We start from the raw sequence: 26,153 nt of genomic DNA on the forward strand, positions 1-26,153 counted from the left end.
ATACTCCGTTTGGAATTGTCGTGATTTTACGGACCCTGAAAGGTCCGCTTTGCGAAATCAGACAACAAACGGCGGTGCGCGCGGATTGTAATGATCGGTGTGGAGGACAAGCGTTGGAGCTTGGTCGTTCACCGTGAATACATGCGCCACAAGGCAAGTGTAAGCCGGGACGGCATCGTCCGGCGGCGGCGGCAGGATGGCGGCATCCTGGCGGCAGGCATGGCAAGGGCCATGGCTTGCGGCACCGTGATCGGCGGGACCGCTGCCGCAGACAACGCTCTGGGAAGAGACCAGAAGCGCACCGGCATCATGGTGTGTCAAAGCCGGCATATAGGGCTGATAGACGAAAGACAGCGCAAAAACGGCGATCGCGGCCAGTGCCGCCGCCAGTTCCCGCATTGCTGCCTTCAATCCCCGCAAACCCAATGCCTCCCTCTCATCCAGCAGTTCCGCCGAAGCGTGCATAAGCTCGGCGAAACAAGAATGGAAGCCGCAATTTATTGCAACTTGTCAATTTGACGCAAGCGAAACGTCGGCCGGGCGCGCCGGTTTCATGCGCTGTCTTGAATATTCACAACGACCTGCCGGACGTCCTCGAATGTGACATCCGCCATCGCCTTGTGAATGGAAAATTGACGTGTGTCGTTTGGCCCCGCCATCACCAGAATGACCGTTTCTCGTGGCGGGCAGCCGGGGAGGTGGCAGGCGAGCTCGTTGACCGAGACGATGGTTGCATCATCGATCGCCAGCAGATCGCGCGTCCAGCTCTTGATCCTGCGCGCTGCCTCGATGACGCCCGGCTGTTTCCGGGCGAGCGGGTTCACGAACGCATTGCTCAAGCGGTTTTCCTCCTGCTTTTCTTTGAGCGGGCGACAAGGGCGGCGAAAAGCGCGCGGATCTGCTGTTGCGGAAGATCCATGCCGATGAGGACGATCCGCGTGCCGCGTTCCTCACCCGGCCATTGCGGCAGGCGCACGGTCGGGTCCATCCTGTGCTGCACGGCGTGGATCACCATTGGCCTTTCGGGATCGTCGTTGAGCGCAACCAGCCCCTTCATGCGGATGAGGCCGCGGTTTTGCGGGCTGACGAGAACGCCCAGCAGAATGCCGATCGCATCCGGGTCCAGCGGCGTCTCGCTCGTCAGGTAAAACGCCTCGATCTCGTCGCCATGGCGATTGGGGTCGTGGTTGTGTTCCGGGTGAGGGGAGAGCCGTTCCATCGCCAGCCAGCCATTGACGTCGTCTGCCTTGTGCGACACCGAGTAGGGCGCGGCGCCGAACAGCGAGACGAGGTCGAAGCCCGGCGCATGCCGGTCATGAAAGCGCGCTGCCGGATTGAGCACCGCCAGTTCCTGCGCCCAGTTTCGTTTTTCCTCGGCGATATCGGTTTTCGTCAGGATCACCTCATCGGCAAAGGCAAGTTGTTTCCAGCCCTCGATGAAGCTTGCAAGCGTTGCGCGCCCGTCAATCGTATCAAAGGCGGTGATGACGCCTTGCAGATAGAAGTGACGCGCAATGGCGTGGTCGCGCAGCGCAGTCGCCGGCGCGCCGCCCGGGATGAGACTGTTGATGATCGGGGCGGGATCGGCAAGTCCGGTCGTTTCGATGACCACCCGGCTGATCGGGCCGATTGCGCCTTTCATCCGGGCCTCGTGCAATTCGTGAAGCGAGGTGCGAATATCGCTGGTGGCGGAGCAGCAGAGACAGCCGGTCGTGGTGCGAAGGTAGCGTTCCGAGCCGGTGCGGACCAGATCGTGATCGATGGCGATGGAGCCGAACTCGTTGATGATCACGGCCGTGTCGGCCATGCGCGGATCGTTGACCAGTGCATTGATCAGCGTCGTCTTGCCGGAACCGAGAAAGCCGGTCAGCAGCGTTACCGCAACAGGGTCGTAGAACTGCTTCAATCCATTACTCCTTGCAGCGGAGTGTGAGGTCCGGCTTGCCGACAAACCGCTGCGCCCGGCCATGTCGGCCGAGCGCTTGTTTCTGCCTTTCACACACGGCTCAATGCGCGAGCATTTCGTCGACGATCTGGTCGGCGTTGAGCGATGACGGGTAATAGGTCGGCCAGTTGGTGAGCTCTTCCAGCAAGGCCGCGCGGTCGTCGCCCCAGTAGAGGTGATAGTGATCGGCGTCGGCCGGTGCGATCCGGTGGTCGGAGAACTGGATGAACTGCGGCGCGGCTTCGTCGCCGCCGGCCTTTTCGAAGATGAAGCGGACGCCCCTGTTACCCTTGGCATAGGTCAGGATTTCATAGCCGTCGCTTTCGTAGCGGCCTTCAACGGCCGCGCTATCCCTATAAAAGGTGACCATGTCGCCGTCGATGGTGATGCGCCCGACATCGGTCTTGTAGCCGGTGTCGTAATAGGCCTTGTATTCTTCGGCGGTCATGCTGCCGGTCTCGGCCTTGTGCTCCATTACCGGGTCGAGCGTGCCGTCCTGAAGATAGGGATAGACCGACTGCCAGTCGCCTTCCCAGTCGGAAAGCGGACGGTCCGCGATCTGGCTGTCCTCGAAATAGCCCTTGTAGATCTGCGGATCGCCATGATCGTGGGCATGCGCTTCGTGGGCATGGGCGTGATCATCGTGCTCGCCTTCATGCATCATGCCGCTGCCGCCGGCAACGGCGATGTTGTAGGGCATGCCGCCGACGTCGATCGTACCGACTTCCGTCAGGTCCTCCTTGGCGATGCGGCGGACGAGACCGGCATTCGGGTCGCTCATCACGATTTCATCGCCGGCCATGGCGATGCGCGGACGCGGGTCGTTCCAGTGACCGTCCATCGAATAGGGCTCGGTGACCTTGGCGCTTGTCGTGAGGCTACCGGCCAGAATGTCGATCTGGTGCAGGCTGCCGTCTTCGGTAAGGACATAGCCGAAGCGCGCATTGGCCGGATCGAGCGCGAAGTCGACGCGGCGGAAGGGCAGCTCGATATAGCTGAAATGCGGTTCGCCGGCCGGGTCGATGACGACGAGGCCATCCTTGCCGTAATTGCCGAGAAACACCTGCATGCTTTTCGCGCCAAGCAGGGTGCCCGTGGTCTCGCCTTCCGGAAGATCGTCGGGGTAAGTGAGCATCTCGAAGACGGGGCCGTCTTCGCCCGGGGTTACGGTCAGCACGCCTTCCTGGCAACCGGCGGCAAGAAAGGCGCCGGAGAAAGCTTCGCCGTGAATGCCGGTGCAGGTGGCGACATCGCCGGTCGGCTCGCCGTCTTCGGTGACGGCGCGCAGGCCGATGCGGGTGCCGTCGACCGGCGTATCGGTGGCGACGGTCGTGACCCAGTACTGGCCGACGGGGGCGGCAAAACCGTGATGGGCGCGGTCCTGTTTCAGTTCGCTGGTTTCAATCTCGCCATGGGAGAGTTCATGGGCATCGACGATTGCGGCATAGCCGCCCTTGTCGAAATTGATGACGACCTTGCCGTCATGATCGATGAGATGGAACGGGCGCGGGCCGGTGAGGCTGCCCTCGATGGCGCCCGGCTCTTCAATGTCGATATCGGTGTGATCGCCATGGGAATGCAGCGAGATTCCGCTGTCGATGAAGTGAACCGCATCGCTGTCCGACTGCACGGCGACAATGGCCGCGCCGTCATCGACCGCGTAGAGCTTGTTCTGGCCGGCGGTGTCGAAGGACCAGCGATGGTCGGGTTCGGCAAGGTCGAAGGCCGTGACCTTGGCGTCAGCATGGTCCCCGACGAAAACCCTGTAGAGGGTGACGCTGTCCTCGTGGTCCTCGGCGAAGGCCGCCGATGCACCGAGCGAAATCGCGAGTGCGGATGCACCCAGGATCCATTGTTTCATATCCGTCTCTCCTTGATGGTATAACATAACATCGAACGGCAAGGTTCGGCCTTGCCTTGTTTATTTGTGTCAGCCCTTGTTGATGGCGGCGGCGAGCGTTTCGACTTTGTGTTGCAGCATGTCGAGATAACTCGGCGCGGGACCGTTGGCTGAAGACAACGCATCCGAATAAAGTGTTCCGGATTTCCGTTCTCTACCGCCGATGACTGCTATCAGGCCGCCCTTGCCGACATCCCCGGTCAGGTCATGCACGGCCGTATGTCGGGCATATCCAGGCGCAAGATCGCAAAAGTTCAGGCAAGCCTCGGTCATCGAAAGCCTCTCACTCCGGTGCGGCAAATAAGTAATGTAATATCATTACGATTATCGAAGCGACGATGCGAAGGCAACCGCTTTTTCCGCCTTGTTGAAAACCTGCCTCGGGTTTCAGAGTCGCGCCCGAAAATAGGGGCGCCGGCCGTGTGGATTTGCTTCACTGCGGAAATTTCCGCGCACCCTTCCGCATGCCGGCTCCCACGCCGCATCTCTGTCTCGGCCATCGCAGCGTTTCCCGGAGCCGAACACCCGCTTTTTTAGGCTGCCATCGCTGGGGACATTCATGCCGCCGTCAAGAAAGCCCTGTAGGGTCGATCCTGTAATGCTATTAAATTACGAGGACCTTTCATGACCAAGATACCGCCCATCAAGATGCCCGCCGACGCGTGGGATGAACTCAATTTTCCCCGGCCCGAAGAAAACGATTTTGACCGCGTTGTCGAACGCGCGATCTCGCGCCGCGGCTTCCTCGGCGGCGTTGTTGCCTTCGGCTCGGGCGCCGTAGCCATGAGCGCCGGCCTGCTGCCGGGCGGCGCGGCGGAAGCGGCAGCGCCGCAATCGCGTTTTCCGTTCACGCCGATCGCCGCCCAGACCGATTACGCCTTTCACGTGCCCGAAGGCTATAAAGCCAGGGTTCTGGTGAGCTGGGGCGATCCGCTTTATGACGGCGTGGCCGAATTCAACCACGAGACCGGCGGCTCGGTCGAGGAATCTGACAAGGTCTTCGGTGAAAACACCGATGGCATGGAAACCTTCGAGATCGGTGGTCACCAGATTCTCGCGGTCAACAACGAATATGTGAACAGCGATATCAATCTGCCGCACACCGAAGACGGCGTGCCGCAGAGCGCGGCCGATGTTCTGAAGCTGCAGAACCTGCAGGGCGTGACCGTGGTCGAGATCGCGGAAGGCGCGGACGGCTGGTCCGTGGTGCGTTCCAGCCCCTTCAACCGCCGCCTGCACCACAATGCGCCGATGGCGATTTCGGGTCCGGCTGCCGGCCATCCCCTGCTGAAAACCGAAGCCGACCCTGATGGTCGCGCCGTCCTCGGTACGCTCGGCAATTGCGGCGCCGGCAAGACGCCCTGGGGCACCTATCTGACCTGCGAAGAGAACTTCAACGGCTATTTCGGCGCGACCGAAGAGACGAGCTACAGCGATGACGTCGCCGCCGGCTACGAGCGCTATGGCATGGCTGCCGAAAGCCAGTACGGCTACGAAAAGTTCGATCCGCGCTTCGACACGTCGAAGAACCCCAACGAGCCGCACCGCTTCGGCTGGGTGGTCGAGATCGACCCGACCGATCCTGACAGTACGCCGGTCAAGCGCACCGGGCTCGGCCGCTTCAAGCATGAAAACGCCGAAGTGACGCTCGCTCCCGATGGCCGCGTCGTGGTCTATCTTGGCGATGACGAGCGCGGCGAATTCCTGTACCGCTTCGTCTCGACCCATCCCTATGTCGCCGGCGGCGATACCGATGGCCTGCTCGATGACGGCACGCTCTATGTCGCGAAGTTCAACGACGACCAGACCGGCGAATGGCTGGCGCTGACGCCGGAAACCACCGGCATGGAACCCGCCGATATCCTGATCTTCGCCCGTATGGCTGGGTCAAAGGTCGGCGCCACGACCATGGACCGGCCCGAATGGGTCGCCGTCAACCCCTATGCCGTCGAGGCCTATTGCTGTCTCACCAACAACAAGAACCGCGGCGTCAAGGCCAATGCCGGTGGCGACGCCACCCCGGTCGGCGGGCCCAACCCGCGCGAGGCCAATAATTACGGCCAGATCGTGCGCTGGTATCCCGATGGCGACGACCATGCCGCCGACACGTTCCGTTGGGACCTGTTCGTCATGGCCGGCAATCCGGAGGTCCATTCGGACGCCTATGCCGGCTCGTCCAACATCAACAGCGGCAATCTGTTCAACTCGCCCGACGGCATGGCCTTCGACACGAGCGGCCTCGTCTGGATCCAGACCGACGGCGAGGACAGCAATGAGGGCGATTTCGCCGGCATGGGCAACAACCAGCAGCTTGCCGGCGATCCGGCAACGGGCGAGATCGTGCGCTTCCTGACAGGGCCGCGCGGCGGCGAGATCACCGGCCTTTGCTGGTCCGCCGACCGGCGCACCATGTTCGTCGGCGTCCAGCATCCGGGCGGCTCGTGGCCGGCGGAAGAAGGCCTGCCGCGCTCCTCGATCATGGCGATCAAGCGCGACGACAACGGCCTCGTCGGCTGACGAGATCGCGGACTTGATCTCAAGATGGCATGGCGCGCCAAGCGCCATGCTCATGGCTTCGGCGTGGACCTGCTGCCTTTGTTGCCCGAGCGGCCTTTTCAAAGCAGAGGCTGTTGCGAAAGCCGGGACGCGCCATCAACGCCGCTGGGTTTTCGGAGCTCCTGGTTGGCCAATCGGTCGGATGGCGGTTCGATGTATCGACTGCACGGATGGATATAGGCGACCAGTTCGTTTGGCGCGCCTTTCGGGAGGGCCTGTCCTCACCCGCCGCGCCGGGTTCTCGGCTTGGAATACAAGGCCGATGCCGGCGGCATGACGAAAGGCATCTGCCGCAACAGCTCGATCTTCGGTGAGCGGGTGCGGTCAAGCTTCTGTTCGTAGCGGGAACGCTTATTCAATCCAAAGTACAAGCCAGACCGTCGCGTCAATAATGGCGCCGAGTTTCGGGCGTTCACGCGAAACGCCGTCGCGACGGATGTACGGCATGCCGACCGACAGTGCGAATTCATCCGCATTTCGATGAACGTGGTTATTTTTTCGATGAACCGGCATTCGTTCCCGCGCGGGATGAGCGTAAGTTGGCGGCAATCGACGCGGGGGGAAGGGAAGGGTGCCCGACCATGTTCAGTGATACGGCGCATCTTGATGCCGCGGATGTCAGTGTGGGCAAAAACCCGCAGCTTGGCAGACATGTGCCCATCCTCCGGACATTCTGGGGCGCGCAGTGCGCCGTGTGGAGCTTTCTGATCCTGTTTGGCTGGACCGCGCGGCTCATCACCTTCGGCGATGTCTTCGCCGCAACGGCGATGACGCTGATCGTGGATCCGATCGCCTTTCTCATGACCGGCGCGGTGCATGTATTTTTCCTGTCGCGTCGCCGCCGGGTTACGTCCATCCCGATCGTCGTCTTCCTGCTCTGTTTTTCCGTCGTCGGCGGCTTCCTGCTGCACGGCATCGCCGATATCGTGCGCCGTCTGGTGCTCGACGACATGCCTCTTCCGCTCAGCCCGGCGATGATGACCGTATTCTACACGATCCTGCTTATCGGCTGGTCGCTGATGTATTTCTGGCGCACGGCGCTGCTGGAGGCGCGCTCCGAGCGCCTGCGCGCCGCCGAGGCGCAGGCAGAGGCCGTCCGGCTGGAAATGGAGCGGCTGCATCTGCAACTTGCCCCGCATTTTCTCTTCAACGCGCTGAATTCGGTCGCCTCGGAAATTCACGATCGGCCCGACGAGGCGCTGGAGATGGTGCGCCGCATTTCCGCCTATCTGCGCTATTGTCTCGACCACGCCGCCCATTCGCGCTGCCCGCTCGCCGACGAAGTGGAAGCGATGCGCGCCTATCTGCGCATTCAGGAACTGCGCTTCGAGGAAAGGCTGAGGACGACCGTCACCGTCGATCCCGAAGCCCTCAACGTGCTGGTGCCGCACATGATCCTTCAGGCGCTGGTGGAAAACGCCGTCAAGCACGGCCTGCGGCATCAGGATGACGCCATTGAGATCGGCGTGACGGTCCAACGCTTCGACGCGGGCAGTATCGTCATCGAGGTCGTGAACTCGGGAACGCTGCTGCCGGAACGGCCGGACAGACCGGCCATCGGCCTTGCCAATACCAGACAGCGTCTTCATCTTCACTATCCGGAGGGCTACGAACTGACGCTGAAACAGGTCGGCGACCGCGTCGTCGCCAGGCTGATGCTGAGGGGGTCCGCATGCCGCGTGTAGTTCTCATCGATGACGAACCGCCGGCCCGGCGCGGCCTCACGCGCATGCTCGCCGCCTTCGATGATATCGACATCGTCGGCGAGGCCGGTACGATCGACCAGGCGCGCGACCTCGTCGCCACGCTGCGCCCTGATGCGGTGTTTCTGGATATCGAGCTGTCGAGCGGCAAGGGCTTCGACATCATCACCGACTTGTCGCCCGATACCGCGGTGATCGTCGTGACGGCCTACAGTCTTTATGCAATCGATGCGTTCGACGTGGCTGCGCTCGACTTTCTGGTGAAACCGGTTGACCCGGACCGGCTGGAAACAGCGGTCAACCGACTCAGGGAACGCCTTGCCCAGCAGCAGCCGGCAGGCGCCGTCAAAACCCGGCCGCCGGCGCGCATTCTGCTGAAATCGATGATGTCGTCGGTGATGGTGTCGGTCAATACGATCACGCTGCTGCAGGCCGAGGCGGATTTTACCCGCGTACATCTCGATAGCGACCAGACCTATCTCGCCGGCGGCCTGCTCGGCAAGTTCGAGGCCGACCTGCCATCGCCTCCCTTTTGCCGGCTGAGCCGCTCGCTGATCGTCAACCTCGAACAGATCCACGCGGTCGAATGGCAGGCCGGCGGGCGAGGCGTTCTGCGTTTCAGTGCGGCCGGTCGTGAAATTCCCCTCGGCCGCTCCGCAACCAGGCGCCTGCGCCAGCTTCTGGATGACTGAGCGTCGGCTGATTGCAGTTACTTGGAGGCAAGCGAAAGTATGCCCTATCGGGCGCGCTCCAGCACCAGCCGCGCCTTCCGGTGTTCTGCCTGCACGTCCGGATCGGGATCGAGGCCGGCGGCGAGGAGGCGCTGGGTGTAGAGTTCCTGCGGGTTTTCGAAAATCTGGCGGACGCTGCCCTGTTCGACAATCTCGCCGCGCTGCATCACCAGCACCCGGTCGGCGAAGTCGCGCACCACGGGCAGGTCGTGGGCAATGAAGATGAAGGCGATGCCGAGCCGGTCGCGCAGTTCGCCGAGAAGGGCGATCACCTGTGCCTGGATCGAGACATCGAGCGCGGAGACCGCCTCGTCGCAGATGATCACCTCGGGCTCGAGCGCAAGGGCGCGGGCGATCGCGATGCGCTGGCGCTGGCCGCCGGAAAACTGATGTGGATGTCGCGCCGCATGCTCGGGCTTCAGCCCCACCTGCTGCAGCAGCTCATTCACCCGGTCGCGCCATTGCGCCTTCGGCAGGATGTCGGGGTGAATGACCCAAGCCTCTGAGATGATCTGGTAGATCGACATATGCGGGTTGAGCGACTGCGTCGGGTCCTGAAAGACCATCTGCAGGTGGCGGCGGACGGCGCGCATCTGCCGGTGCGATTTGGTCAGCAGATCCTCGCCCTTCCAGAGCACCTTGCCGCCGGAGGCCTCCTCGAGCCTGAGGATCAGCTTGGCGACGGTCGATTTGCCCGAGCCGCTTTCGCCGACGACGGCGAGGGTCTCGCCGGCATGAAGCTCGAAATCGGCGTTCTTCAGCGCGGTGAACGCGCCGTAGGTCTTGGTGAGGCCGGAGACCTGCAGGATCGGCTGGCGCGCGCTTTCGCCCGTTCGCATCTCGCCCTTGCCGGGGGCCGCGGCCAGAAGCTTTCGCGTGTAGGGGTGCTTTGCATTGTGATAGAGGTCGCGCGGCGTGCCGGTCTCGACGATCCTTCCGCCTTCCATCACCACCGCCCGGTCCGCTGCCTCGGCGACAACGCCGAGGTCGTGCGTGATCAGCAGCAGGCCCATGCCGGTTTCTGCCTGCAACTCCTCCAAGAGCGACAGCACCTCCGCCTGCACGGTGACGTCGAGCGCGGTGGTCGGCTCGTCGGCGATCAGAATGTCAGGTTTGAGCGCCAGCGCCATGGCGATCATCAGCCGCTGGCGCTGTCCGCCGGAAAACTGGTGCGGGTATTTCTTCAGCGCGGCCGTGGCGTCGGGAATGCCGACGCGCTCCATCAGCTTCAGGGCGCGGGCAAAAGCCTCGTCCTTGCCGGTGCCGTGGCACATCGCCGCTTCGGCAATCTGCCAGCCGACCGGATAGACCGGGTTCAGGTGGCTGAGCGGGTCCTGGAAGATCATCGCGATCCGCTTGCCGTTGATCCGGCGGCGTTCCTCGCTGGAAAGCGTCAGCAGGTCGCGACCCTCGAACAGCACTTCGCCGCTCACGATCTCGCCGGGCGGGCAGTCGATCAGGTTCATGATCGCCGACGCCGAGACCGATTTGCCCGAGCCGCTTTCGCCGAGGATCGCCAGCGTCTCGCCCCGGTCCAGATGCCATGACACGTCATTGACGGCGTCGACCGTACCGCGCGCGGTGTGGAAGCGGACCGAGAGGTTGCGCACTTCGAGGAGGTGGGAGCTAGCCATTGGACTTTCCTCCGATTTCCAGCCGCCAGCGCTGGGTCGGGTTCAGCGCGATCCGCATCCAGCTCGAGAGCAGATTGAGCGACATTGTGGTCAGAATGATCGCAAGCCCCGGCCAGAAGGCGAGCCACCAGGCGCTGGTCAGATATTGCCGTCCCTGGCTTACCATCAGCCCCCAGGTGATTTCCGGCGGCTGTATGCCGATGCCGAGGAAGGAGAGGGCGGATTCGGCCAGCATCACGAAGGCGAAATCGAGCGTCGCGATGGTCAGCAGCGTCGGCAGCACCACCGGCAGAATGTGAAACAGCACGATGCGCAGATTGGAGGCGCCCATCACCTGCGCCGCCTGCACGAACATGCGCTTGCGCACTTCCAGCACCTCGGCGCGGGTGGTGCGCAGATAGATCGGGATGCGGGTAATGGCGAGCACCAGCACCAGATTGGCGATTGACGGCTCCAGCACGTAGAGCACGGTGACGGCCAGAAGCAGCGAGGGAAACGACATGATGACGTCGGCAAGCCGCATGATGATTTCGCTGTGCCATCTGTCGCGGTAGCCGGCGATGAGGCCGAGCGTGGACCCGATCAGTAACGAGGCGGCAACCGCGCCGGCGGACACCACCATTGTGTTGCGGGCTGCGACGATGATGCGGGCCAGAAGCGGGCGGCCAAGCGCATCGCCGCCGAGCAGATAGAGAAAGCCGCGATCAAGGGAAAACGGCGGCGCGTTGCGGGCGCGCAGGTTCTGCTTTGCGGCGACGCTGTCGAACAGCATCGGGCCGAAGATCGCGAAAGCCACGATGGCGATCAGGAACAGCACGGCCGCGAAGGCGAGCTTGTCGGCCCACAGCATTTTGAGAAAGCGCCGGAAGGCGCCGGGTTCCTGTCGGCCCATGGTCTCGCCGCCGGTTTGTGTGATGGGTGCACTCATCGGCGTTCCTCAGGTTCGAATGCGCGGATCGAGCACCGCATAGGCGAGATCGATCAGGAGGTTCATGATGAAGATCGCGATCGCGGTCACCATGATGGCGGCCAGGATGACGTTGAAGTCGCGCTGCATGATGGAGTCGATCATCAGCTTGCCGACGCCGGGAAAGCCGAAAATGGTTTCCACGACCACGGCGCCGTTCAGAAGCGCCGCAGCCTGATCGCCGATCACGGTGATCACCGGCAGCATGGCGTTGCGCAGCGCATGGACGAAAATGATCGGCCGGTTCTTCACGCCCTTGGCGCGCGCCGTTTTCACATAGGCGGAGCCGAGCGCGTTGATCATCGATCCGCGCACGATCTGCAGGATCAGCCCGAAAGGCCGGATGAACAGCACGGCCACGGGCAGCACCCAGTGCCAGGGCGTGCCCGTTCCCGAGGTGGGAAGCCAGCCGAGCGTGACGGAAAAGACCACGATGCCGACGATCGCCACCCAGAAATCCGGCGCCGATGCGCCGATCAGCGACAGGACGGAGGCCGCCCGGTCGAACCAGGTGCCGACATTGAAGGCGGCGATCGCGCCGACCGTGATGGCGGCGGCCGTGACCAGGACCATGGTGATGAAGGCAAGCTGCAGCGTCCAGGCGAAGGCCTCGATGACCACTTCCAGCGCGGGGCGGGCCTTTCTCAGGCTGTCGCCGAAATCGAGACGGGCGATATCGGTGACATAGTGCCAGAACTGCACCAGAACGGGGTCGTTCAGGCCGTGTATTTCACGAAAATTCTCGCGCATCGTCTCGGATGCGTCGACCGGCAAGTAAAGCGATGTCGGATCGCCGGTGAGCCGGGACAGGAAGAACACAAGCACGATCAGGACCAGCAGCGAGACGAAGCTCGTCAACCCGCGTTTTCCCAGCGTTTTCTTCATCGTGTTCTCTCGTTCTCAAAAAAAGGGAAGCACGCGCGGGAGGACCGCGCGCGCTCTTCGTTCGAAAAGTCTTACTTCAGGCCGATTTCGGCAAGCTGAAGCTGGCTGTTGGTCGCGATCGTGGGCGTGAAGTCGACATCTTCACCCACGCGGGCGAACCCGACCATGTGGAAGAGCAGCACGTCCGCGATAACATCGTCATGCAGGTAGCCGAAGAGTTCCGACCACAGCGCCTCGCGCTCCTCGCCCGTTGCCGCCGTTGCTTCCTCGATCAGCTCGTCGGCATGCGCGTCGGCAATGCCGGACTGGCGGCCTTCGGAGTGGTACTTGAAGAACATCGAGAACACCGGATCGCCGCGCGAATTGTCATGCTGCGCGCCGACCATGATCGGGCCGTGATCATCGACATAGGGCTTGGAGTAGAACTGTTCGTGTTCCGCCACCTCGACCATCTGGAGCTTCACGTTGAAGCCCGCCTCGTTCAGCATGCTAGTGATCGCTTCGTAGAATTCGGTGGCGCCGGGGAAGTTGCCGGTGCGGCCGACCAGCAGGATTTCGGTGTCCACCGGAACGCCGTCGGCGGCGGCTTCCTCGAGAAGTTGACGCGCGCGCTCGGGATCATAGGGCCACGCTTCGGTGTCGGGGTTCCAGCCGAGCGTTGTCGGCACGTTGATCGCCGTGGCGATATCCGCGCCTTCGGGCAGGATGGTGCCGATGAAGGCTTCCCGGTCGATGGCGATGTTCAGCGCCTCGCGAACGCGCTTGTCGGAAAGCGGCGGTACGGAGTGGTCGATCCGGAGATAGGTCGTTTCCGAGTTCGGGTAGGGGTGGTCGAGATCGGTGGTCGCGTCGATGGCCGAGATCGAGGGCGCGATGTCAGCCTCGCCGGTCTCCACCATGGCCGCGCGTACGGCGGCGTCGGTGCGGAAGACGTATTCCGCCATCTCCACGGCCGGAGCGTCGCCCCAGTAATCGTCGCGACGGGTCAGCGTGATGGACTGGCCCGGCGTCCAGTCGGTAAGAACGTAAGGTCCGGTGCCGATCGGTTCACGGGTGAATTCGATCGGCGTTTCCGACGGCACGATGGTCAGGAGCGACAGCAGCAGCGGCAGGATCGGCTGCGCGGGATCGGTGGTGAAGTCGATCGTGTGCTCGTCGACAACCGACGGCGTGATCGTGATCCCGTCATAATAGCGCGAGATCTCGCAGACGATCTGGTCGCTCTGCGCCCGGTCGAAGGAATGCTTCACGTCTTCCGCGTCGAAGGCCGAACCGTCGGAGAAGCTGACGCCCTCGCGCAGGTGGAAGCGCCAGGTGTTGTCGTCGGTCATTTCCCAGCTTTCGGCCAGGCGCGGTTTCAGCCCCTCATCGCCGCGAACGTCCAGTTCCGTCAGCGTTTCGGAGATGTTCTGGAGCACGATGCGCCCGATATTGGAGCGCGTCGCCATGCACGGCTCGACCAGATCCGGCTCTTCCGCCAGAACGACGGTGACCGATCCTTCCTCCTGTGCAAAGGCCGGCGTCAGCGACGACGCCAGCAAAAGCCCGGCAAGCAAAGTTGTGCGTTTCATTGTTTTCCTCCTCCAGGAACGTCGCAGCATAACGTCGTTCAGGCCCTCGCGCCGCTGCCCGCGCAAAAAAAGGACTGACATGGCCCGTCGATGACGCAGGTCCGGCCTGAATGCCGGATCAAGCTCTGCGCAATATTGGTAAAGTTGATAACCTTTGTCAAACGTCTTCTCGATTTATAGGCGATGCTGGATTTCGATATTGAATTAACTAATTGAAATTAAATATTAAATTAATACGTCTGCACGAACGAAAGAGCTCGTCGCTGAAAACTTCAACTTGACAACTTGTTTTTGCGCCTGTTTTTTGAAGGCCAGAATCAAGCGGAGGAGCATGTGCATGACGCCGGAGGATATCGCCCGGACAATGACGGGAAAATTTGAGACGCGTCCGGACGGCAGGCAGGCCGTTCTTCCCGCGCCGACGGTGCAAAACCATGCCGCCTTCCTGTCGCGCCTGCCGGGCGAGAGCCTTGTCTGCGCCTGGTTTGGCGGCACGCTGGAAGGCAAGTCCGACATTTCCATCCATGCCGCCTTGCTCGATTCCGACGCAGAGGCGTGGGGCGAAGCCGTTCGGTTGACGGATGACCCTGAGCGCTCGGAACAGAACCCGGTGATCTTCGTGACGCCGGCAGGCGAGATCCTGCTTTTCAACACCGCACAGCCCGCCGGCAATCAGGATGAGTCGCGCGTCTTCATGCGCCGGCTCACGCTGGAAGGCCGCCGGCTGGCGGCTGCCGAGGCGCGCGACACCGGCCTGCCGCCCGGCACCTTCGTTCGCGCCGCTCCCTATGTGCGGGATGACGGAGCCTGGTGCTTGCCTTTGTTTCGTTGCAATCCGCGGCCCGGCATTCGCTGGACCGGCGCCTTCGACACCGCGGCTCTCGCCGTCAGCACGGATGATGGCGAAAGCTTTGAGGTTGTCGACATTCCGGGCTCGGCCGGGTCCGTGCACATGACGCCGGTCAGCCTTGGCGGGGACGAGATGATCGCGCTTTATCGCCGGCGCCAGTCCGATTTCGTCCATCGCTCCGAAAGCCATGACGGCGGGCGAAGCTGGAGCGCGCCCGCGCCGACGGATGTGCCGAACAACAACAGCTCGGTCAACGCCGTGCGCCTTGAGGGGAATATCGTGGCCATGGTCTGCAATCCGGTCTCGGCCGCGCAATCGGATGCGCGCCGCGCCTCGCTTTATGACGAGCTTGAGGAGGCGGACGACGCCCGGCCGGAGGCCCGCGAAGGCTGCAACCCGATCTGGGGCGTCGAGCGCGCGCCGCTCACGCTCTGTCTTTCGGGCGATGGCGGCCGCACCTTTCCGGTGCGCTACACGATCGAGGAGAGCTCCGGCACCTGCCTCACCAACAACTCGCTCGATGGCCGCAACAAGGAGCTTTCCTACCCGGTGCTGCTGCCGCGCGCCGATGGCGGGCTCGATATCGCCTATACGCTTTACCGCCGGGCCATCCGGCATGTCGCGCTCGATGCCGAAACCGTCGCGGCGCTTGTCGCGCGGGTTCCGGACCGCCGGACGTGAAAGGAGAGAAAATGAACAGCATGGATCGCCCGATCACGCTCCATCAACCGAAGCGACTTGAAGTCGGCGTCGGCACGGCGGCACGGCTCGGCGCGTGGGCGGCCGACGCCAAACGGCCTTTCGTCATCGCTGGCGGCCCGACGGCGCATTATGTCGAGCGGCTTCGTCTTCCCGGCGATGTGCGGGTCTATGCCGACGCGCCGCCGGAGCCGGATCTTCCCGCATTCGAGGCCGTTCTGGAGGCGGCCCGTGCGCACACGCCGGACCTCATCGTCGGTCTCGGCGGCGGCTCGGTTCTCGATGTCGCCAAGCTGACGGCGGCGCTCTGGGACGGGGAGCAATCTGTCCGCGATGTCGTGGGTCCGAACAAGGTGGCGGGCAGGCGCACCCCGCTGGCGCAGGTCGCGACCACGGCGGGCACCGGCTCGGAAGCCGGCATAAGGGCGCTTCTGACCGATCCTGAAACCAAGTCGAAACTGGCGGTCGAAAGCCCGTTTCTGCTGGCCGATATCGCCATCCTCGACCCCGAGCTGACCTATTCCGTGCCGCCGGCGGTAACGGCGGCGACGGGGATCGACGCGCTGGCCCATTGCGTCGAGGCTTTCACCAATATCCGGGCCCACGACCTGATCGATGGCTACGCCCGGCTCGGCATCGGCCTGATCGGCCGATATCTCGGCCGCGCGGTTGAAAACGGCAATGACGCCGAGGCGCGCGCGGGCATGATGCTCGCCTCCTATTACGGCGGTATCTGCCTTGGGCCGGTCAATACCGCTGCGGGCCATGCGCTTGCCTATCCGCTCGGCACCCGGCTCGACCTTCCGCACGGGCTCGCCAACGCCATCATCTTTCCGCATGTGCTCGCCTTTAACCAGCCCGTGGCGGTGGAAAAGACCGGGGAAATTATGGCCGCGCTCGGCCTTGCCGCGGAAACGCCGGAAGCGGTGCACCGCGCCGCCCACCAGTTCTGCGAGCGTCTCGGCGTCGAGATGCGGCTTGGCGCCCACGGCGCCGACGAGGCGGATCTGCGGCTCTGGGCCGAAGAGGCCCACGCCATCCGCCGGCTGATGGACAACAACCCGCGCGACATGTCGGTCGACGATGTGCATGCGATATATCGGGCTGCGTTCTAGGCATTGCCGCAAGAAGGGGAGGGCGGCTGCGTCGCCGTCTCCACCCTGTTTTTCAGAGTGAAAGATCGAACAGGCCGCCGCCGAAAAGGCGCTCGCGTGAATGCTCGATATGGGCGCGCATGGCGGCGCGGGCTGCGTCCGGCGCGCGTTCCCTGATCGCTGTGTAGATCGCCTTGTGTTCGGCCAGCACCTCCTCCAGCGCCCAGGCGCCATCGGACATCAGCGTCTCGCCGTGGAGCTTCATCCCGACATAGATGTGGTCGCGCAGCGCCTTCAGCGTCTCGCCATAATACTGGTTGTTGGTGGCCTGGGCGACGGACTGGTGAAAGGCGAAATCGGCGTCCTCGCGGTGAAGCTGCTGGCCTGTCGCATCCGACAGGAGGTGCAGCGCCCGTTCCATTTCGGCGAGCGCCGCCTCGTTGCGTCTCAGCGCGGCGAGGGCGGCGGCATCGGTCTCGACGGTCAGGCGGAACTCGTAACAGCGCTGGATATCGGCGATGGTTTCGACGGGCGTGTAGCCGAGCGCCGTCTCGCGCTTGATCCGCACGAAATTGCCGGCGCCCTGGCGCGAATAGATCAGGCGCTCGTCGCGCAGCCGCTCCAGCGCCACGCGCAGCACCGGGCGCGACACGCCGAATTTGACGGAGAGATCCTTTTCCGCCGGCAGTTTTTCGTTGGCGCCGTAATCGCCGCGCATGATCCGTCCGCGCAGCGCCTCATAGACCTTGTCTGATAACGAGGTGCGCCGTTGGGCGGCGCCGCGATCCGCGTCCTGGTTCAGATTGTCGGTCATCGCATGTCCTCTTCGTCATCGCCGCTCTCCGCCTCGACAAAAATCTCGGCGAGAAGCGACGGCGTACCAAAACCGCCCGATTTTGTCACGAGTTGTAAATTTCCCCAAGGCGCAGCGGCGTGACTGACCGGCAGGCCGGGCCGCAATTCGGCGGCCACTTGTAAACTCCGGATATCGAGGCGGTCCAGTATGCCGTTGCAGCTCTCACCGCCCGCTACCAGCAGCGACCGTGGCCTGAGTGCCTGCAGCAGGCGGCTGACGCCGTCGCAGAAACGGGCGCCGGCAGCTTCGCCGGAAAGGCCGCCGCCGCCATCACAGATGGACACGGCGAGCGGCAATTGGGTCTCGGCAATTGCCGGAACCCCACCATCGGGCGCTTCGAGTACCGATGTCAGCGCCCGCAGGCGATCCACTTGCGCTACCGTGATCGGATCGCGCGAGCCGTTGATGATCATCAGCGGGGGCGGGAGCCGGAAGGGCCTTGGTCCGGGGCGTCCTGCGGCGCGCGCCAGCGCAAAGGCGAGGCCGCGCGCCCCCACCCACAACCCGCCAGAGCCGGCGGAACGAACAAGATCATCCATGTCGCGGTTGCTCTCGGTATCCGGTATTTCGGCCGGAACCCCGATGCGGGATGCCACGTCGATCGGCGCGGCAATGCCATCACCACTCAGCATGCCGCCCGTTACGCGACGGCCCATCGACGGAATCGCCGGGGCCGCGATGATGCGGCGCGTGCCGAGGGTTGCCTGTAGCGCGCCCATTTCGGCAGCGATATTACCCTTGAGCCGCGAGTCGACCTTCTTCATGATGATCGGAACTTCGCTCATCGGCAGATGGGCGAGGGCCGCCGCCACGCACTGCGCCGCTTCCTCCGCGTCGCATTCCCGGCTTGCCGTATTGACGGCGAGCACATCCGGCGATTGGTGCAGAAGCGCGGGAATGGCATCCGGATTGCGCGCCACCAGCACGGATCGCCCCGGTCCCGCAAAGGCAACGCTCGAATCGAGCGCCCCCGTCAGGTCATCGGCTATGATCAGAACGTCCGGCGGCACAATCGTCTCCCGAGGTTGTCATTATTGTTATGTCTCGATCTTGCGATAAAAAGAGGATAAATTTCAAGGTGAAATGACGTTTCCCATTAATTTATGTGCCAGTTATTGAAACCTATTTACCTATAAGTTAAAAGCTGTGCGACGCGTCGTTCTCGGGAGGCCTTCATGAAACAGTCAATCGTCATCACCATGGGGGATCCCTCCGGGGTGGGCGCTGAGGTAACGGTGAGGGCGCTGGCCGCGCGCGATGCCGCCTTGCGCCGGCACGTCCGCGTCATCGGGGACCGGTCCACGGTCGCCCGCGCCGCGGCGGTGTGCGGCCTCGACCTGCCGATTCTCGCGCCGGATGATGCCGGTGACGGTATCCGCGTCGACCATATCGCCGTCGATGGATTGCCGGGCAAATTCGGCGTCCTGAGCCCGGCTTGCGGCGAGGCCTCCTATCGCTATATCGCCCGCGCGGTGGAACTGGCCATGGGCGGCGAGGCCGCCTGCATCGTCACCGCGCCGATCAACAAGGAAGCGCTGAATGCGGCGGGGCATCACTATGATGGCCATACCGGCATGCTGGCGCATCTGACGGGATCGAAATCCTCGTGGATGCTGCTCGCCTCCGAGCGGCTCAACGTCGTGCATGTCTCGACCCATGTGTCGCTGAAGGACGCAATCGGGCGGGCCACCACGGAGCGGGTGCTCGAAACCATCCGCACCGGCCACAAACATATGAAGCGCATGGGGCTCGAAGCGCCACGCATCGCGGTGGCGGGCATCAATCCGCATTGCGGCGAAAACGGGCTTTTCGGCCGGGAGGATGACGAGGCGATCGCGCCGGCCGTGGCGGCGGCAAAGGCCGAGGGCATCCATGTGGAAGGGCCGATCTCGGCCGATACCGTCTATCATCGCGCCTATAACGGCGCCTTCGACCTGGTCGTCGCCCAGTATCACGATCAGGGCCATATCCCGATCAAGCTCGTTGCCTTCGATACCGCCGTCAACGTCTCGCTCGGCCTGCCGATCGATCGCTGCTCGGTCGATCACGGCACGGCCTTCGATATCGCCGGCACGGGCAGGGCCAATCACGTCAACATGCTCGCGGCGCTCGATTATGCCGCAAGAATGGGCGCCGCCGCGCGCGGCTGAGGGGGAAGAATGACCGACAAGAAGGAAGCGTTCGTCGCGCTCGTCACCTGTTTCAACGACGACGAAACCATCAATTACGCGGCGACGCGGGCGCAGGTGCGCCGGCAGGTTTCGGCCGGCAACAACATCATGTGCGCCGGCACCAACGGCGATTTTTCCGCGCTGACCTTCGACGAGAAGGTGCGGCTTTGCGGCGAGGTGGTTGACGAGGTCGCCGGCCGCGCCCGCGTCATCGTCAATGCCGGCATGCCAGCGACCTTCGAGACGATGAAGTTGGCGCGCGAATTCGACCGCATCGGCGTCGATGGCATCGCCGTCATCACGCCGTTCTTCATCGCCTGCACGCAGGATGGGCTCGAGCGCCATTTCACCACGGTTGCCGATGCTATGGAAACGCCGATCTATCTCTACGACATCCCGGCGCGCACCCAGAACCATATCGAGCCGGAGACCGCGCGCCGGCTGGCCGCCCATGGCAACATTGCCGGAATCAAGGATTCAGGCGGCGCGCAGGACACGCTCGAGGCCTATATGGCGGTCGGCCGCGACGTTGACGGTTTTGAGGTCTATTCCGGTCCGGACCAGCTTGTACACTGGGCGCTGACCAATGGCGCGAAGGGCTGCATCTCCGGCCTCGGCAACGTCATGCCCGACGTGCTGGCCAGGATCGTTTCATGCGTCAACGCAGGCGATGAGGCGGGGGCGGCCAAGGCCCAGGAAACCTACGCCGCCTTCCGCACCGATCTCTACAAGCTCGGCTATCCGCCGGCCCTGGTGAAGCGGGCGCTCTATCTGCGCGACCCGTCCGTCGGCCTCTCCCGCCAGCCCGCGCTTTTGCCGGATCCGGAGCAGGATCGGGCGATCGAGGCGATATTGGCGCGTTACGACCTGTAGCTCGCCGCTTCGGTCTCAAAATCTCTGTATCCGGCCCCCTCTCGTTCATCTATCGCTGCGAGGATGCGGCATGAATGCTGGGATGTAACTGCAGAGTGGCCGTAGCCCGAAGGCGGTTTAGGACAAAAAGAGCAACGGCGCTGGCATACGTCGAATCGACGCCCGGCGAGGGCAGAGGATCGCTGAAGCGGCGCTGTATTGCATCTCGCGATATGGCTTTCAAAACGAGACAACTGTCGCCGGGATGTGCACGAGCCCTGCCGAGCGGGATATCCATCAGTATTTCAACGGCAAGCTTAACATGCTTGATGAGGCGGCGCTCGATTTTCCTTGGCGACAGTCGGCAACATTCGTGAGCGTCTTCTGGCCGTGGTCCGTGGTTTCGCAAAAACCGACTTTTGTCGCAAAGTCGGTGTTTCCGTGTCGGACGACACAAAGTGTCGTCCGACATCGAAACACCGTTCTGGAAGAACTAAAAAGTCAATAAAATCAATATTGCATTCCGTCCTCCGACAAGACGGTTTTTCGTTTCCGACACCCGAATTCCGTCTTCCGACATCTGAAATCCGTCTCAGATTTAACGGTTATGCGTGGGGCTGATACAACGCACCCGAAGGAGCAGCCCTGAACAGAAACCTGATTTTTTTTGGGGCTTCTATTTTGCCGATCGCCGTCGCTTCCTTGTGTGGTCGACCTCGTCCCAACCTCGTCGGGCCAGATGAATGAGCCGAGCGCATTCTCGGTAGACAGGATGGAAATGGTAGCGGGATGCCACCACGATACGATCGGCGATTTCAGTCGAGCACTGCTCTGCGATTTTCCGGATTTCCTCCAAATACGAAGGGCGCCGGGCTTTCTCGTCATATTTGACGGAGACAAGCACTTCCTCGCTGTTTCGAAGAAGCAGATGCGCATCCATGATCGTATGCCTGTCCTTGCCGGAATCATCGACATAGTCGATGCGGGTCAACTGTTCCTTGAAGTTGACCGTATCGGGATGGGCGGCAAGGTTCAGATAAACCTGCGACTCCTCATATGAGGCGCACCAGAATTCCTGCAAGACGGTCGACCGGTGCAGCCGCGTGACAAAGGCAACCTTACAGGAGCCACTGGATTTCCCCAGCTCGATCTTCTGCAGGTGTGAGCGCGATAGCCGATGCGGATCGTCGAGATCGGCAAGCGGCGGCGGCTGGATGGTGCAATCCCAGAGCTCAGGTTGATTGGCGTAAGGGTGTTCGGACGGGATTTCGAAATTCATGTGCCGTGCAATAGGCATAGGGTCTCCTTGCCCGAGAAGCCTGGCTTCTCGGGTCTGTTCAATTCAGATGTTGAGGAGAAGCGACACCCTTCCCACCCCGGCACAGCCGTGCTATTGAGGTGGTGCTTACGAAGAGGCGTCTGCTTCTTTTCGGAAAGGCGTGATTGTTGACGCAATCACGCCTTTTCTGTTTTGGCCTTGGCCATATATGTTTTGCTTATGTTCGTTTCCTTTCCTGTCCAGCATTTGCGAGCGGCAGACCGCCCAAATTTAGTTTCAGCTTAGACGCAGGGGTTCAGCGAGAATCCGCGAACGCTACCCTCCAAGCGGGAACGCGCTCATATAGCGTGAAGGCTGTACGCGTTTGCTTCCAGAATATCTCCTTCCATACACAGTTCCTGATAAATGCGAATTTCTGAAAGTGTTTTGATTTTAGCATTCACCGTGCCGAATAAAGTTCACCTGGCCGGCAGCGTCTTAGCCTATTCTCTTGATGACGTTTCGTCGGGAGTTTCCGGATAGAATATATCCGGATCGAGCTTGAGGTATGTTGCCATTGCGCGCACAACACGCCGCGACTGTTTCTTTCCATTCAGAACCGCACTTACGGTCGCTTTGCTCACCTGAATGTGGTCAGCCAGATCACTTGAGCTTAGCGCTCTGTCAAGCATCACATTCCTTAAGAACTTCCCTCTGTCTTTCGGTTTGGACAGGTCGAAGCGGATCGTTTGGTGAGACATGCGTTCATTCCTGAGAACGATTCGGTTTCTTGAATTCGGTAAGCGAATCGTAGCCAGCGCGATTCTTACGGTCAAGCGTGAAGTGAAAAAATTTGCTAAACGGCATATTCTCGACTTGCCGCCGGCTTAACGACGAGGCGGTATGATAAAAAGTTGAAATGCTTATTTTTACTCACAAAAAATGCGAAAAATAGAACGTCTTGCACCGCAATATCATTAAATTCAACTAGTTGGCAAAAATTGATTTTTGTGCGAAAAATAGAAAATAATTCTAATTTTCGCATTTATAGCTATTAGCCAACAATTTCGTTCACTTTTTGTTCTTGGTAACAGGACTCAAAAGAGAGGCTATGCTGCGAGGTGGTGTTACGCAATCTCGGGTGGCATATTTGCAGTCTGAAGCATGACGAAAAGGAGGTGCCTTCTGCATCGGTCGCAGTGAAAGTCGGGCAGGTAGGCCTGCACATAAGGTGAATGGCGGAAAATCTGCCCACTATCACTCCTCCCTGAAAGCCTGATCGAGGTAATCGGTGAACGGTTTGAGCAGGTATGATGCGGGGCTTCTGGCAGCGGTCTGGATGAAGGCTTCGACAGGCATGCCGGGCATGATGCCGTGCTGTTTCGCCGCTTCGAGCGACGGGTTGTCGAGGGCGATTTCGACGCGGTAGAAACGCTGGCTGCCGTCCTCGCCGGCAAGGGCGTCTGCGGAGATGGTGCTTACATAGCCGTCGAATTCCGGAGTTGTGCGGGCGTTGAAATTCGGAAACTTGACCACCGCCGCCTGGCCGGTGCTGATACGGTCGATCTGCGTGGGATCGACATGCACGGCCTGGTTTCCGGCTCCAGCGAAATTGCTGTCGACTTTCAAAGCGGTGCGGTTTCCGGCGATTTCAGTGGCCTGACCATCTATGATGGCAATGACGCGATCGGCGCGATGGACGATGTCGGTTTTGCCGGTACGCTCGACAAGAACAGCGCCGCCTATGTGGCTGACAGCGTGACGATCGGTGGCAATGCGGCCGGCGAAGGTTCCCTTGTCAAGGGCTCGCTCTTTGGCGGCGGCGCGAGTTCGACGGCCGGCAGTGTGGCTGCCTTCGACAATGCTGAAAATCCGACCAAGGCAACTATCGGCGTGTTCCAGGCGAATCGGGCAGACTGAGACTGATGGCCAACCGCCGATTTGAGCCGCGCGCCGGAAACCCGGCGCGCGGCCTGGGTCAGGGGCTGAAACGCATACGGCGCGACTGCCTCTTTGCGTTCACCCTTGGGTTCTTCATGATAAGCGCCCCGCAATGGGGCTTCGCAAAAAAATCCACCGTCACCGGCTTTGACGCGGTGCGCGTTCTGGTTGAATACGGCCAGTATGAAAATGCGATGTCTCTGGCGGAAAGCTTCGCCACTGACCAAAATGGCAAGGCGCTCGCCGCCGCCTTCACGCAGGCCCTCATTCTGGAACAGCAGGGCCGGTTGCCGGAAGCGGCAAGCGCTCTTCGCGCCATCCTTTCTCAGAACCCCGAGGCCCGCAATGTCCGGCGTGAGCTGGCCAGCGTTCTCTACGAACAGGGCGAGGGCAATGCATCGCTGCATCACTTCGAACTTCTGGCCGGCAGCGCCAACAGCGCCGATGAGCGCGCGTTCTACGAGCGCCTTGCCGCCAAGGCCCGCACGATCCGCCCCTGGTCGCTTGGCGGCTATCTCTCGATAGCGCCCAGCACCAACATTACCGAAGCCCCCGACGCCGACCTCGTCTATATCGGCGGCATACCTATACTGCCTGCCGAAAAGAAGAGCGGCATCGGCTATGGCTACGGGCTGAACGGATCCTACCGATTCGACCTCGATGAAGTCTCATCGATTACAATAGGCGGCGGGGTCAACGGCGACTGGTACCGCGATACCAGTTTCAACACGAGCTACTTCGACAGTTTCGTCGACTATCGCCGGGAAATCGGAGACTGGACGGTGACCGGAGGCCTTGTCGGCCAGTATGTGATGAAGGGCGAAGAGCCTTATCGCTGGTCGCTCGGCCCGGCTTTCTCACTGCGGCACAATATGGGCCGAAATGGGGTCACAACGCTGCGCGGCATGTGGCGCAAGCTTGATTACCATGACCGCGATGAACTTGACGGCAGCGAAACCGTGCTGGGGATCAGCCATCTCTATGCCATCTCATCCGCGAGCTCAGTGCGTTTCGGCGGCAATATCGGCTATGTCGATGCGGCGAACGACACCAACAGCTATGTCCGCCTTTCTCTGAACGCGCAGTATTTCCGGGAATGGAGTTTCGGCGCGATTTCCGATATCTCGATTTTCGCGGATGATCGCAAATATCAGGACATAACCTATCTGGCCGGCGAAAAACGCTCCGATCAGCGTATCCAGGCATCGCTCGGCATCACGCTGCGCAATCTGGCGATCCAGGGCTTCGCCCCACGCATCGAATACGCCTACACCCAGAACTTCTCGAATGTCGATGTCTATGATTTTTCGAAGAACACGCTTTCAACCTATCTGACGAAGAAATTCTGAGAGTCTTCTCTGATTGGGGTCGTTGTGGTCAAGGTTCTCCTGCACTTTTTCTCGGACCGTTCCGCAGGTCACTCGCTTCTCTTCGCGGTCGGCGCACCGGTGATTTGCCCGGGGCCGCCGCATGATGGGTCAGGAGAGCGAGGCGTCTCAATCTGTTTCACGACCTTGCAAACCTTGGTTCGGCAGATTCGGGACTCTCAACGAGATCGCCTCGCCCATCGTCCCCACGGAACGATCCGGGCATCGCCCTTTCGAGCGAAAGCTTTGTTCGTGTTACTTGCTCCTTTGAACTGCTTCGGGTCACGCCGCCAGTGCGGCAGACTCCTTGTAAGCGTTGCATCGAGCCCCTGAGAATTGGGCTATCGAAGCCAAATCGCCAGATGGTAATTTCTCCCTACCTTTGAAATCAGGAGGGAAGAATGGCGTCAGTGGATATCTGGGGCTTCAAGGTCGGGCTCTCGACCGATGGCAGGAAGATCTGGCCGAAGTCGTTAAAGCGTGAAGCGGTCCGTCGGGTTCGGGACGAAGGATGCCCGGTTAAATTGATCGCCGATGAACTTGGCACGCGAGATTTCCTTGTGCGCAAATGGGTCAAGCTGGCGGAAGCGCGGGCGACCGACGTTGAGCGCGAAGGCCTTCACCCCTTTGCCGAGGTCAAACTGGATAACGAACCACCCCGCCTGGCTGACCCCAGCAGGGAAAGCGGCTCAAGTGGCCGACTTCTGGTCGGCGGCGTTTGCCTGGAATTTCCTTTGAGTATCGCTGATGCCGAACTGGCGAAGCTGATCCGCGTCGCGGGGCAGTTCTCATGATCTTTCCGTCGAGCACCTTCAAGATCTATCTGGCCACCGATCCCGTCGACTTCCGCAAGGGCATGGATGGCTTGGCTGCCCATGTCTTGCGCCATTTCGACCTCGATCCGTTTTGCGGCGCCTTCTTCGTCTTCCGCTCCAAAGGGAGCGACAAGACCAAGGTGTTGATGTGGGACGGGACCGGTCTCGTGCTGATCTACAAACGTATCGAGGGCCGCGGTTTCGTCTGGCCGAAAATGCAGGGCGGCACGGTCACGCTGACGAAGGCGCAGTTCGAGGCTCTGTTTGAAGGCCTCGATTGGGGCCGGGTCGCAACTGCCCATTACACTCACCCAAAGATCGCCTGATCAGGCCGTCTCTTCCCTTCTTATTTCTGTAT

At 61.6% G+C, this 26,153-nt stretch carries 25 protein-coding genes and 1 pseudogene; 11 read left to right on the forward strand and 15 right to left on the reverse strand.

Translation table 11 applies throughout. The features are described from left to right. Window positions 1–57: 57 nt before the first annotated feature. The 5 genes and pseudogenes from K7H91_RS16505 to K7H91_RS16525 all read right to left on the reverse strand — a co-directional run. Window positions 58–399, reverse strand: coding sequence for a hypothetical protein (locus tag K7H91_RS16505; RefSeq protein WP_230721355.1), 342 nt, complete (start codon window positions 397–399; stop codon window positions 58–60). Window positions 400–551: 152 nt separating this feature from the next. After that, window positions 552–839: a hypothetical protein gene (locus K7H91_RS16510; protein WP_230721356.1), complete on the reverse strand. Its 288-nt coding sequence runs from the start codon at window positions 837–839 to the stop codon at window positions 552–554. Next, window positions 836–1,906: a CobW family GTP-binding protein gene (locus tag K7H91_RS16515; protein ID WP_230721357.1), complete on the reverse strand. Its 1,071-nt coding sequence runs from the start codon at window positions 1,904–1,906 to the stop codon at window positions 836–838. The genes K7H91_RS16510 and K7H91_RS16515 overlap by 4 nt, the downstream gene beginning before the upstream one ends. Window positions 1,907–2,006: 100 nt before the next feature. Then, a complete protein-coding gene (locus K7H91_RS25720) occupies window positions 2,007–2,609 on the reverse strand; it encodes a ZinT family metal-binding protein (protein WP_419197487.1) in 603 nt (200 codons plus the stop codon). 1,266 nt (window positions 2,610–3,875) lie between these two features. Then, a pseudogene (locus tag K7H91_RS16525) lies at window positions 3,876–3,986 on the reverse strand (metal ABC transporter substrate-binding protein); the annotation flags it as partial. Between the two features lie 483 nt (window positions 3,987–4,469). Here K7H91_RS16525 and K7H91_RS16530 point away from each other — a divergent pair. After that, window positions 4,470–6,362: a PhoX family protein gene (locus tag K7H91_RS16530; RefSeq protein ID WP_230721359.1), complete on the forward strand. Its 1,893-nt coding sequence runs from the start codon at window positions 4,470–4,472 to the stop codon at window positions 6,360–6,362. 260 nt (window positions 6,363–6,622) lie between these two features. Here the strand turns inward: K7H91_RS16530 and K7H91_RS16535 are convergent, their stop codons facing one another. Then, a complete protein-coding gene (locus K7H91_RS16535; protein ID WP_230721360.1) occupies window positions 6,623–7,054 on the reverse strand; it encodes a hypothetical protein in 432 nt (143 codons plus the stop codon). Between K7H91_RS16535 and K7H91_RS25725 the strand changes: the two genes are divergently transcribed. Both K7H91_RS25725 and K7H91_RS16545 read left to right on the forward strand, forming a co-directional pair. Next, entirely contained in the window at window positions 7,055–8,086 is a 1,032-nt protein-coding gene (locus K7H91_RS25725) for a sensor histidine kinase (RefSeq protein ID WP_230721361.1), read from the forward strand. Next, window positions 8,074–8,796 (forward strand): LytR/AlgR family response regulator transcription factor, encoded by a 723-nt coding sequence (locus K7H91_RS16545; RefSeq protein ID WP_230721362.1) that lies wholly within the window; start codon window positions 8,074–8,076, stop codon window positions 8,794–8,796. Before K7H91_RS25725 ends, K7H91_RS16545 begins: the two co-directional genes overlap by 13 nt. Before the next feature lie 44 nt (window positions 8,797–8,840). On the opposite strand, the gene K7H91_RS16550 is transcribed toward K7H91_RS16545, so the two are convergent. From K7H91_RS16550 to K7H91_RS16565, 4 genes are all read right to left on the reverse strand, one after another. Beyond that, on the reverse strand, window positions 8,841–10,469 hold the full coding sequence (locus K7H91_RS16550; RefSeq protein ID WP_230721363.1) for an ABC transporter ATP-binding protein: 1,629 nt from the start codon (window positions 10,467–10,469) through the stop codon (window positions 8,841–8,843). Then, complete coding sequence (locus K7H91_RS16555; protein WP_230721399.1) at window positions 10,462–11,361, reverse strand: ABC transporter permease; 900 nt, start codon at window positions 11,359–11,361, stop codon at window positions 10,462–10,464. Before K7H91_RS16555 ends, K7H91_RS16550 begins: the two co-directional genes overlap by 8 nt. 45 nt (window positions 11,362–11,406) lie before the next feature. Beyond that, window positions 11,407–12,321: an ABC transporter permease gene (locus K7H91_RS16560; protein WP_024708576.1), complete on the reverse strand. Its 915-nt coding sequence runs from the start codon at window positions 12,319–12,321 to the stop codon at window positions 11,407–11,409. 71 nt (window positions 12,322–12,392) lie between these two features. Beyond that, complete coding sequence (locus K7H91_RS16565; RefSeq protein ID WP_230721364.1) at window positions 12,393–13,892, reverse strand: ABC transporter substrate-binding protein; 1,500 nt, start codon at window positions 13,890–13,892, stop codon at window positions 12,393–12,395. Between the two features lie 337 nt (window positions 13,893–14,229). On the opposite strand from K7H91_RS16565, the gene K7H91_RS16570 reads away from it, so the two are divergent. Both K7H91_RS16570 and K7H91_RS16575 read left to right on the forward strand, forming a co-directional pair. Continuing rightward, complete coding sequence (locus K7H91_RS16570; protein WP_230721365.1) at window positions 14,230–15,423, forward strand: sialidase family protein; 1,194 nt, start codon at window positions 14,230–14,232, stop codon at window positions 15,421–15,423. Between the two features lie 11 nt (window positions 15,424–15,434). Next, window positions 15,435–16,556: an iron-containing alcohol dehydrogenase gene (locus K7H91_RS16575; RefSeq protein ID WP_230721366.1), complete on the forward strand. Its 1,122-nt coding sequence runs from the start codon at window positions 15,435–15,437 to the stop codon at window positions 16,554–16,556. 52 nt (window positions 16,557–16,608) lie between these two features. Here the strand turns inward: K7H91_RS16575 and K7H91_RS16580 are convergent, their stop codons facing one another. Further along, the gene (locus K7H91_RS16580) at window positions 16,609–17,349 is read right to left on the reverse strand and encodes a FadR/GntR family transcriptional regulator (RefSeq protein ID WP_230721367.1); all 741 of its coding nucleotides are present in this window, start codon (window positions 17,347–17,349) and stop codon (window positions 16,609–16,611) included. Next, window positions 17,346–18,401 carry a four-carbon acid sugar kinase family protein gene (locus K7H91_RS16585; protein WP_230721368.1) on the reverse strand — a complete coding sequence of 352 codons (1,056 nt, stop codon included), beginning with the start codon at window positions 18,399–18,401 and terminating at the stop codon, window positions 17,346–17,348. Before K7H91_RS16585 ends, K7H91_RS16580 begins: the two co-directional genes overlap by 4 nt. A 165-nt stretch (window positions 18,402–18,566) precedes the next feature. Between K7H91_RS16585 and pdxA the strand changes: the two genes are divergently transcribed. Continuing rightward, window positions 18,567–19,541, forward strand: coding sequence for a 4-hydroxythreonine-4-phosphate dehydrogenase PdxA (gene pdxA / locus K7H91_RS16590; RefSeq protein ID WP_230721369.1), 975 nt, complete (start codon window positions 18,567–18,569; stop codon window positions 19,539–19,541). Between the two features lie 9 nt (window positions 19,542–19,550). Further along, window positions 19,551–20,435 (forward strand): dihydrodipicolinate synthase family protein, encoded by an 885-nt coding sequence (locus tag K7H91_RS16595; RefSeq protein WP_230721370.1) that lies wholly within the window; start codon window positions 19,551–19,553, stop codon window positions 20,433–20,435. A 655-nt stretch (window positions 20,436–21,090) separates the two neighbouring features. Here the strand turns inward: K7H91_RS16595 and K7H91_RS16600 are convergent. The 3 genes from K7H91_RS16600 to K7H91_RS16610 form a co-directional block, all read right to left on the reverse strand. Further along, a complete protein-coding gene (locus K7H91_RS16600; RefSeq protein WP_230721371.1) occupies window positions 21,091–21,693 on the reverse strand; it encodes a hypothetical protein in 603 nt (200 codons plus the stop codon). A 482-nt stretch (window positions 21,694–22,175) separates the two neighbouring features. Continuing rightward, a complete protein-coding gene (locus K7H91_RS16605) occupies window positions 22,176–22,433 on the reverse strand; it encodes a helix-turn-helix domain-containing protein (protein WP_230721372.1) in 258 nt (85 codons plus the stop codon). A 496-nt stretch (window positions 22,434–22,929) separates the two neighbouring features. After that, window positions 22,930–23,259: an HlyD family secretion protein gene (locus K7H91_RS16610; RefSeq protein WP_230721373.1), complete on the reverse strand. Its 330-nt coding sequence runs from the start codon at window positions 23,257–23,259 to the stop codon at window positions 22,930–22,932. On the opposite strand from K7H91_RS16610, the gene K7H91_RS16615 reads away from it, so the two are divergent. The 4 genes from K7H91_RS16615 to tnpB all read left to right on the forward strand — a co-directional run bounded on the left by K7H91_RS16615 (window position 23,254) and on the right by tnpB (window position 26,121). Then, the gene (locus tag K7H91_RS16615; RefSeq protein ID WP_230721374.1) at window positions 23,254–23,592 is read left to right on the forward strand and encodes a hypothetical protein; all 339 of its coding nucleotides are present in this window, start codon (window positions 23,254–23,256) and stop codon (window positions 23,590–23,592) included. The two genes, K7H91_RS16610 and K7H91_RS16615, sit on opposite strands and share 6 nt — an antisense overlap. 5 nt (window positions 23,593–23,597) lie before the next feature. Next, on the forward strand, window positions 23,598–24,962 hold the full coding sequence (locus tag K7H91_RS16620; protein ID WP_230721375.1) for a surface lipoprotein assembly modifier: 1,365 nt from the start codon (window positions 23,598–23,600) through the stop codon (window positions 24,960–24,962). Window positions 24,963–25,381: 419 nt separating this feature from the next. Then, window positions 25,382–25,774: a transposase gene (locus K7H91_RS16625; protein WP_230721376.1), complete on the forward strand. Its 393-nt coding sequence runs from the start codon at window positions 25,382–25,384 to the stop codon at window positions 25,772–25,774. Beyond that, complete coding sequence (gene tnpB, locus K7H91_RS16630) at window positions 25,771–26,121, forward strand: IS66 family insertion sequence element accessory protein TnpB (protein ID WP_230721377.1); 351 nt, start codon at window positions 25,771–25,773, stop codon at window positions 26,119–26,121. The genes K7H91_RS16625 and tnpB overlap by 4 nt, the downstream gene beginning before the upstream one ends. Window positions 26,122–26,153: the final 32 nt, after the last annotated feature.

This window comes from Martelella mediterranea (assembly GCF_021021415.1).
GTDB lineage: Bacteria > Pseudomonadota > Alphaproteobacteria > Rhizobiales > Rhizobiaceae > Martelella > Martelella mediterranea_C.

Excerpts from the sequence above, each read along its gene's own strand:
- K7H91_RS16505 (WP_230721355.1), bottom strand. The coding sequence starts at position 399 with ATGCGGGAACTGGCGGCGGCACTGGCCGCGATCGCCGTTTTTGCGCTG.
- K7H91_RS25720 (WP_419197487.1), bottom strand. The coding sequence starts at position 2,609 with ATGATGCATGAAGGCGAGCACGATGATCACGCCCATGCCCACGAAGCG.
- K7H91_RS16530 (WP_230721359.1), top strand. The coding sequence starts at position 4,470 with ATGACCAAGATACCGCCCATCAAGATGCCCGCCGACGCGTGGGATGAA.
- K7H91_RS16535 (WP_230721360.1), bottom strand. The coding sequence starts at position 7,054 with ATGTCTGCCAAGCTGCGGGTTTTTGCCCACACTGACATCCGCGGCATC.
- K7H91_RS16545 (WP_230721362.1), top strand. The coding sequence starts at position 8,074 with ATGCCGCGTGTAGTTCTCATCGATGACGAACCGCCGGCCCGGCGCGGC.
- K7H91_RS16550 (WP_230721363.1), bottom strand. The coding sequence starts at position 10,469 with ATGGCTAGCTCCCACCTCCTCGAAGTGCGCAACCTCTCGGTCCGCTTC.
- K7H91_RS16555 (WP_230721399.1), bottom strand. The coding sequence starts at position 11,361 with ATGGGCCGACAGGAACCCGGCGCCTTCCGGCGCTTTCTCAAAATGCTG.
- K7H91_RS16560 (WP_024708576.1), bottom strand. The coding sequence starts at position 12,321 with ATGAAGAAAACGCTGGGAAAACGCGGGTTGACGAGCTTCGTCTCGCTG.
- K7H91_RS16565 (WP_230721364.1), bottom strand. The coding sequence starts at position 13,892 with ATGAAACGCACAACTTTGCTTGCCGGGCTTTTGCTGGCGTCGTCGCTG.
- K7H91_RS16570 (WP_230721365.1), top strand. The coding sequence starts at position 14,230 with ATGACGCCGGAGGATATCGCCCGGACAATGACGGGAAAATTTGAGACG.
- K7H91_RS16575 (WP_230721366.1), top strand. The coding sequence starts at position 15,435 with ATGAACAGCATGGATCGCCCGATCACGCTCCATCAACCGAAGCGACTT.
- K7H91_RS16580 (WP_230721367.1), bottom strand. The coding sequence starts at position 17,349 with ATGACCGACAATCTGAACCAGGACGCGGATCGCGGCGCCGCCCAACGG.
- pdxA (WP_230721369.1), top strand. The coding sequence starts at position 18,567 with ATGAAACAGTCAATCGTCATCACCATGGGGGATCCCTCCGGGGTGGGC.
- K7H91_RS16595 (WP_230721370.1), top strand. The coding sequence starts at position 19,551 with ATGACCGACAAGAAGGAAGCGTTCGTCGCGCTCGTCACCTGTTTCAAC.
- K7H91_RS16600 (WP_230721371.1), bottom strand. The coding sequence starts at position 21,693 with ATGAATTTCGAAATCCCGTCCGAACACCCTTACGCCAATCAACCTGAG.
- K7H91_RS16605 (WP_230721372.1), bottom strand. The coding sequence starts at position 22,433 with ATGTCTCACCAAACGATCCGCTTCGACCTGTCCAAACCGAAAGACAGA.
- K7H91_RS16615 (WP_230721374.1), top strand. The coding sequence starts at position 23,254 with ATGCACGGCCTGGTTTCCGGCTCCAGCGAAATTGCTGTCGACTTTCAA.
- K7H91_RS16620 (WP_230721375.1), top strand. The coding sequence starts at position 23,598 with ATGGCCAACCGCCGATTTGAGCCGCGCGCCGGAAACCCGGCGCGCGGC.
- K7H91_RS16625 (WP_230721376.1), top strand. The coding sequence starts at position 25,382 with ATGGCGTCAGTGGATATCTGGGGCTTCAAGGTCGGGCTCTCGACCGAT.
- tnpB (WP_230721377.1), top strand. The coding sequence starts at position 25,771 with ATGATCTTTCCGTCGAGCACCTTCAAGATCTATCTGGCCACCGATCCC.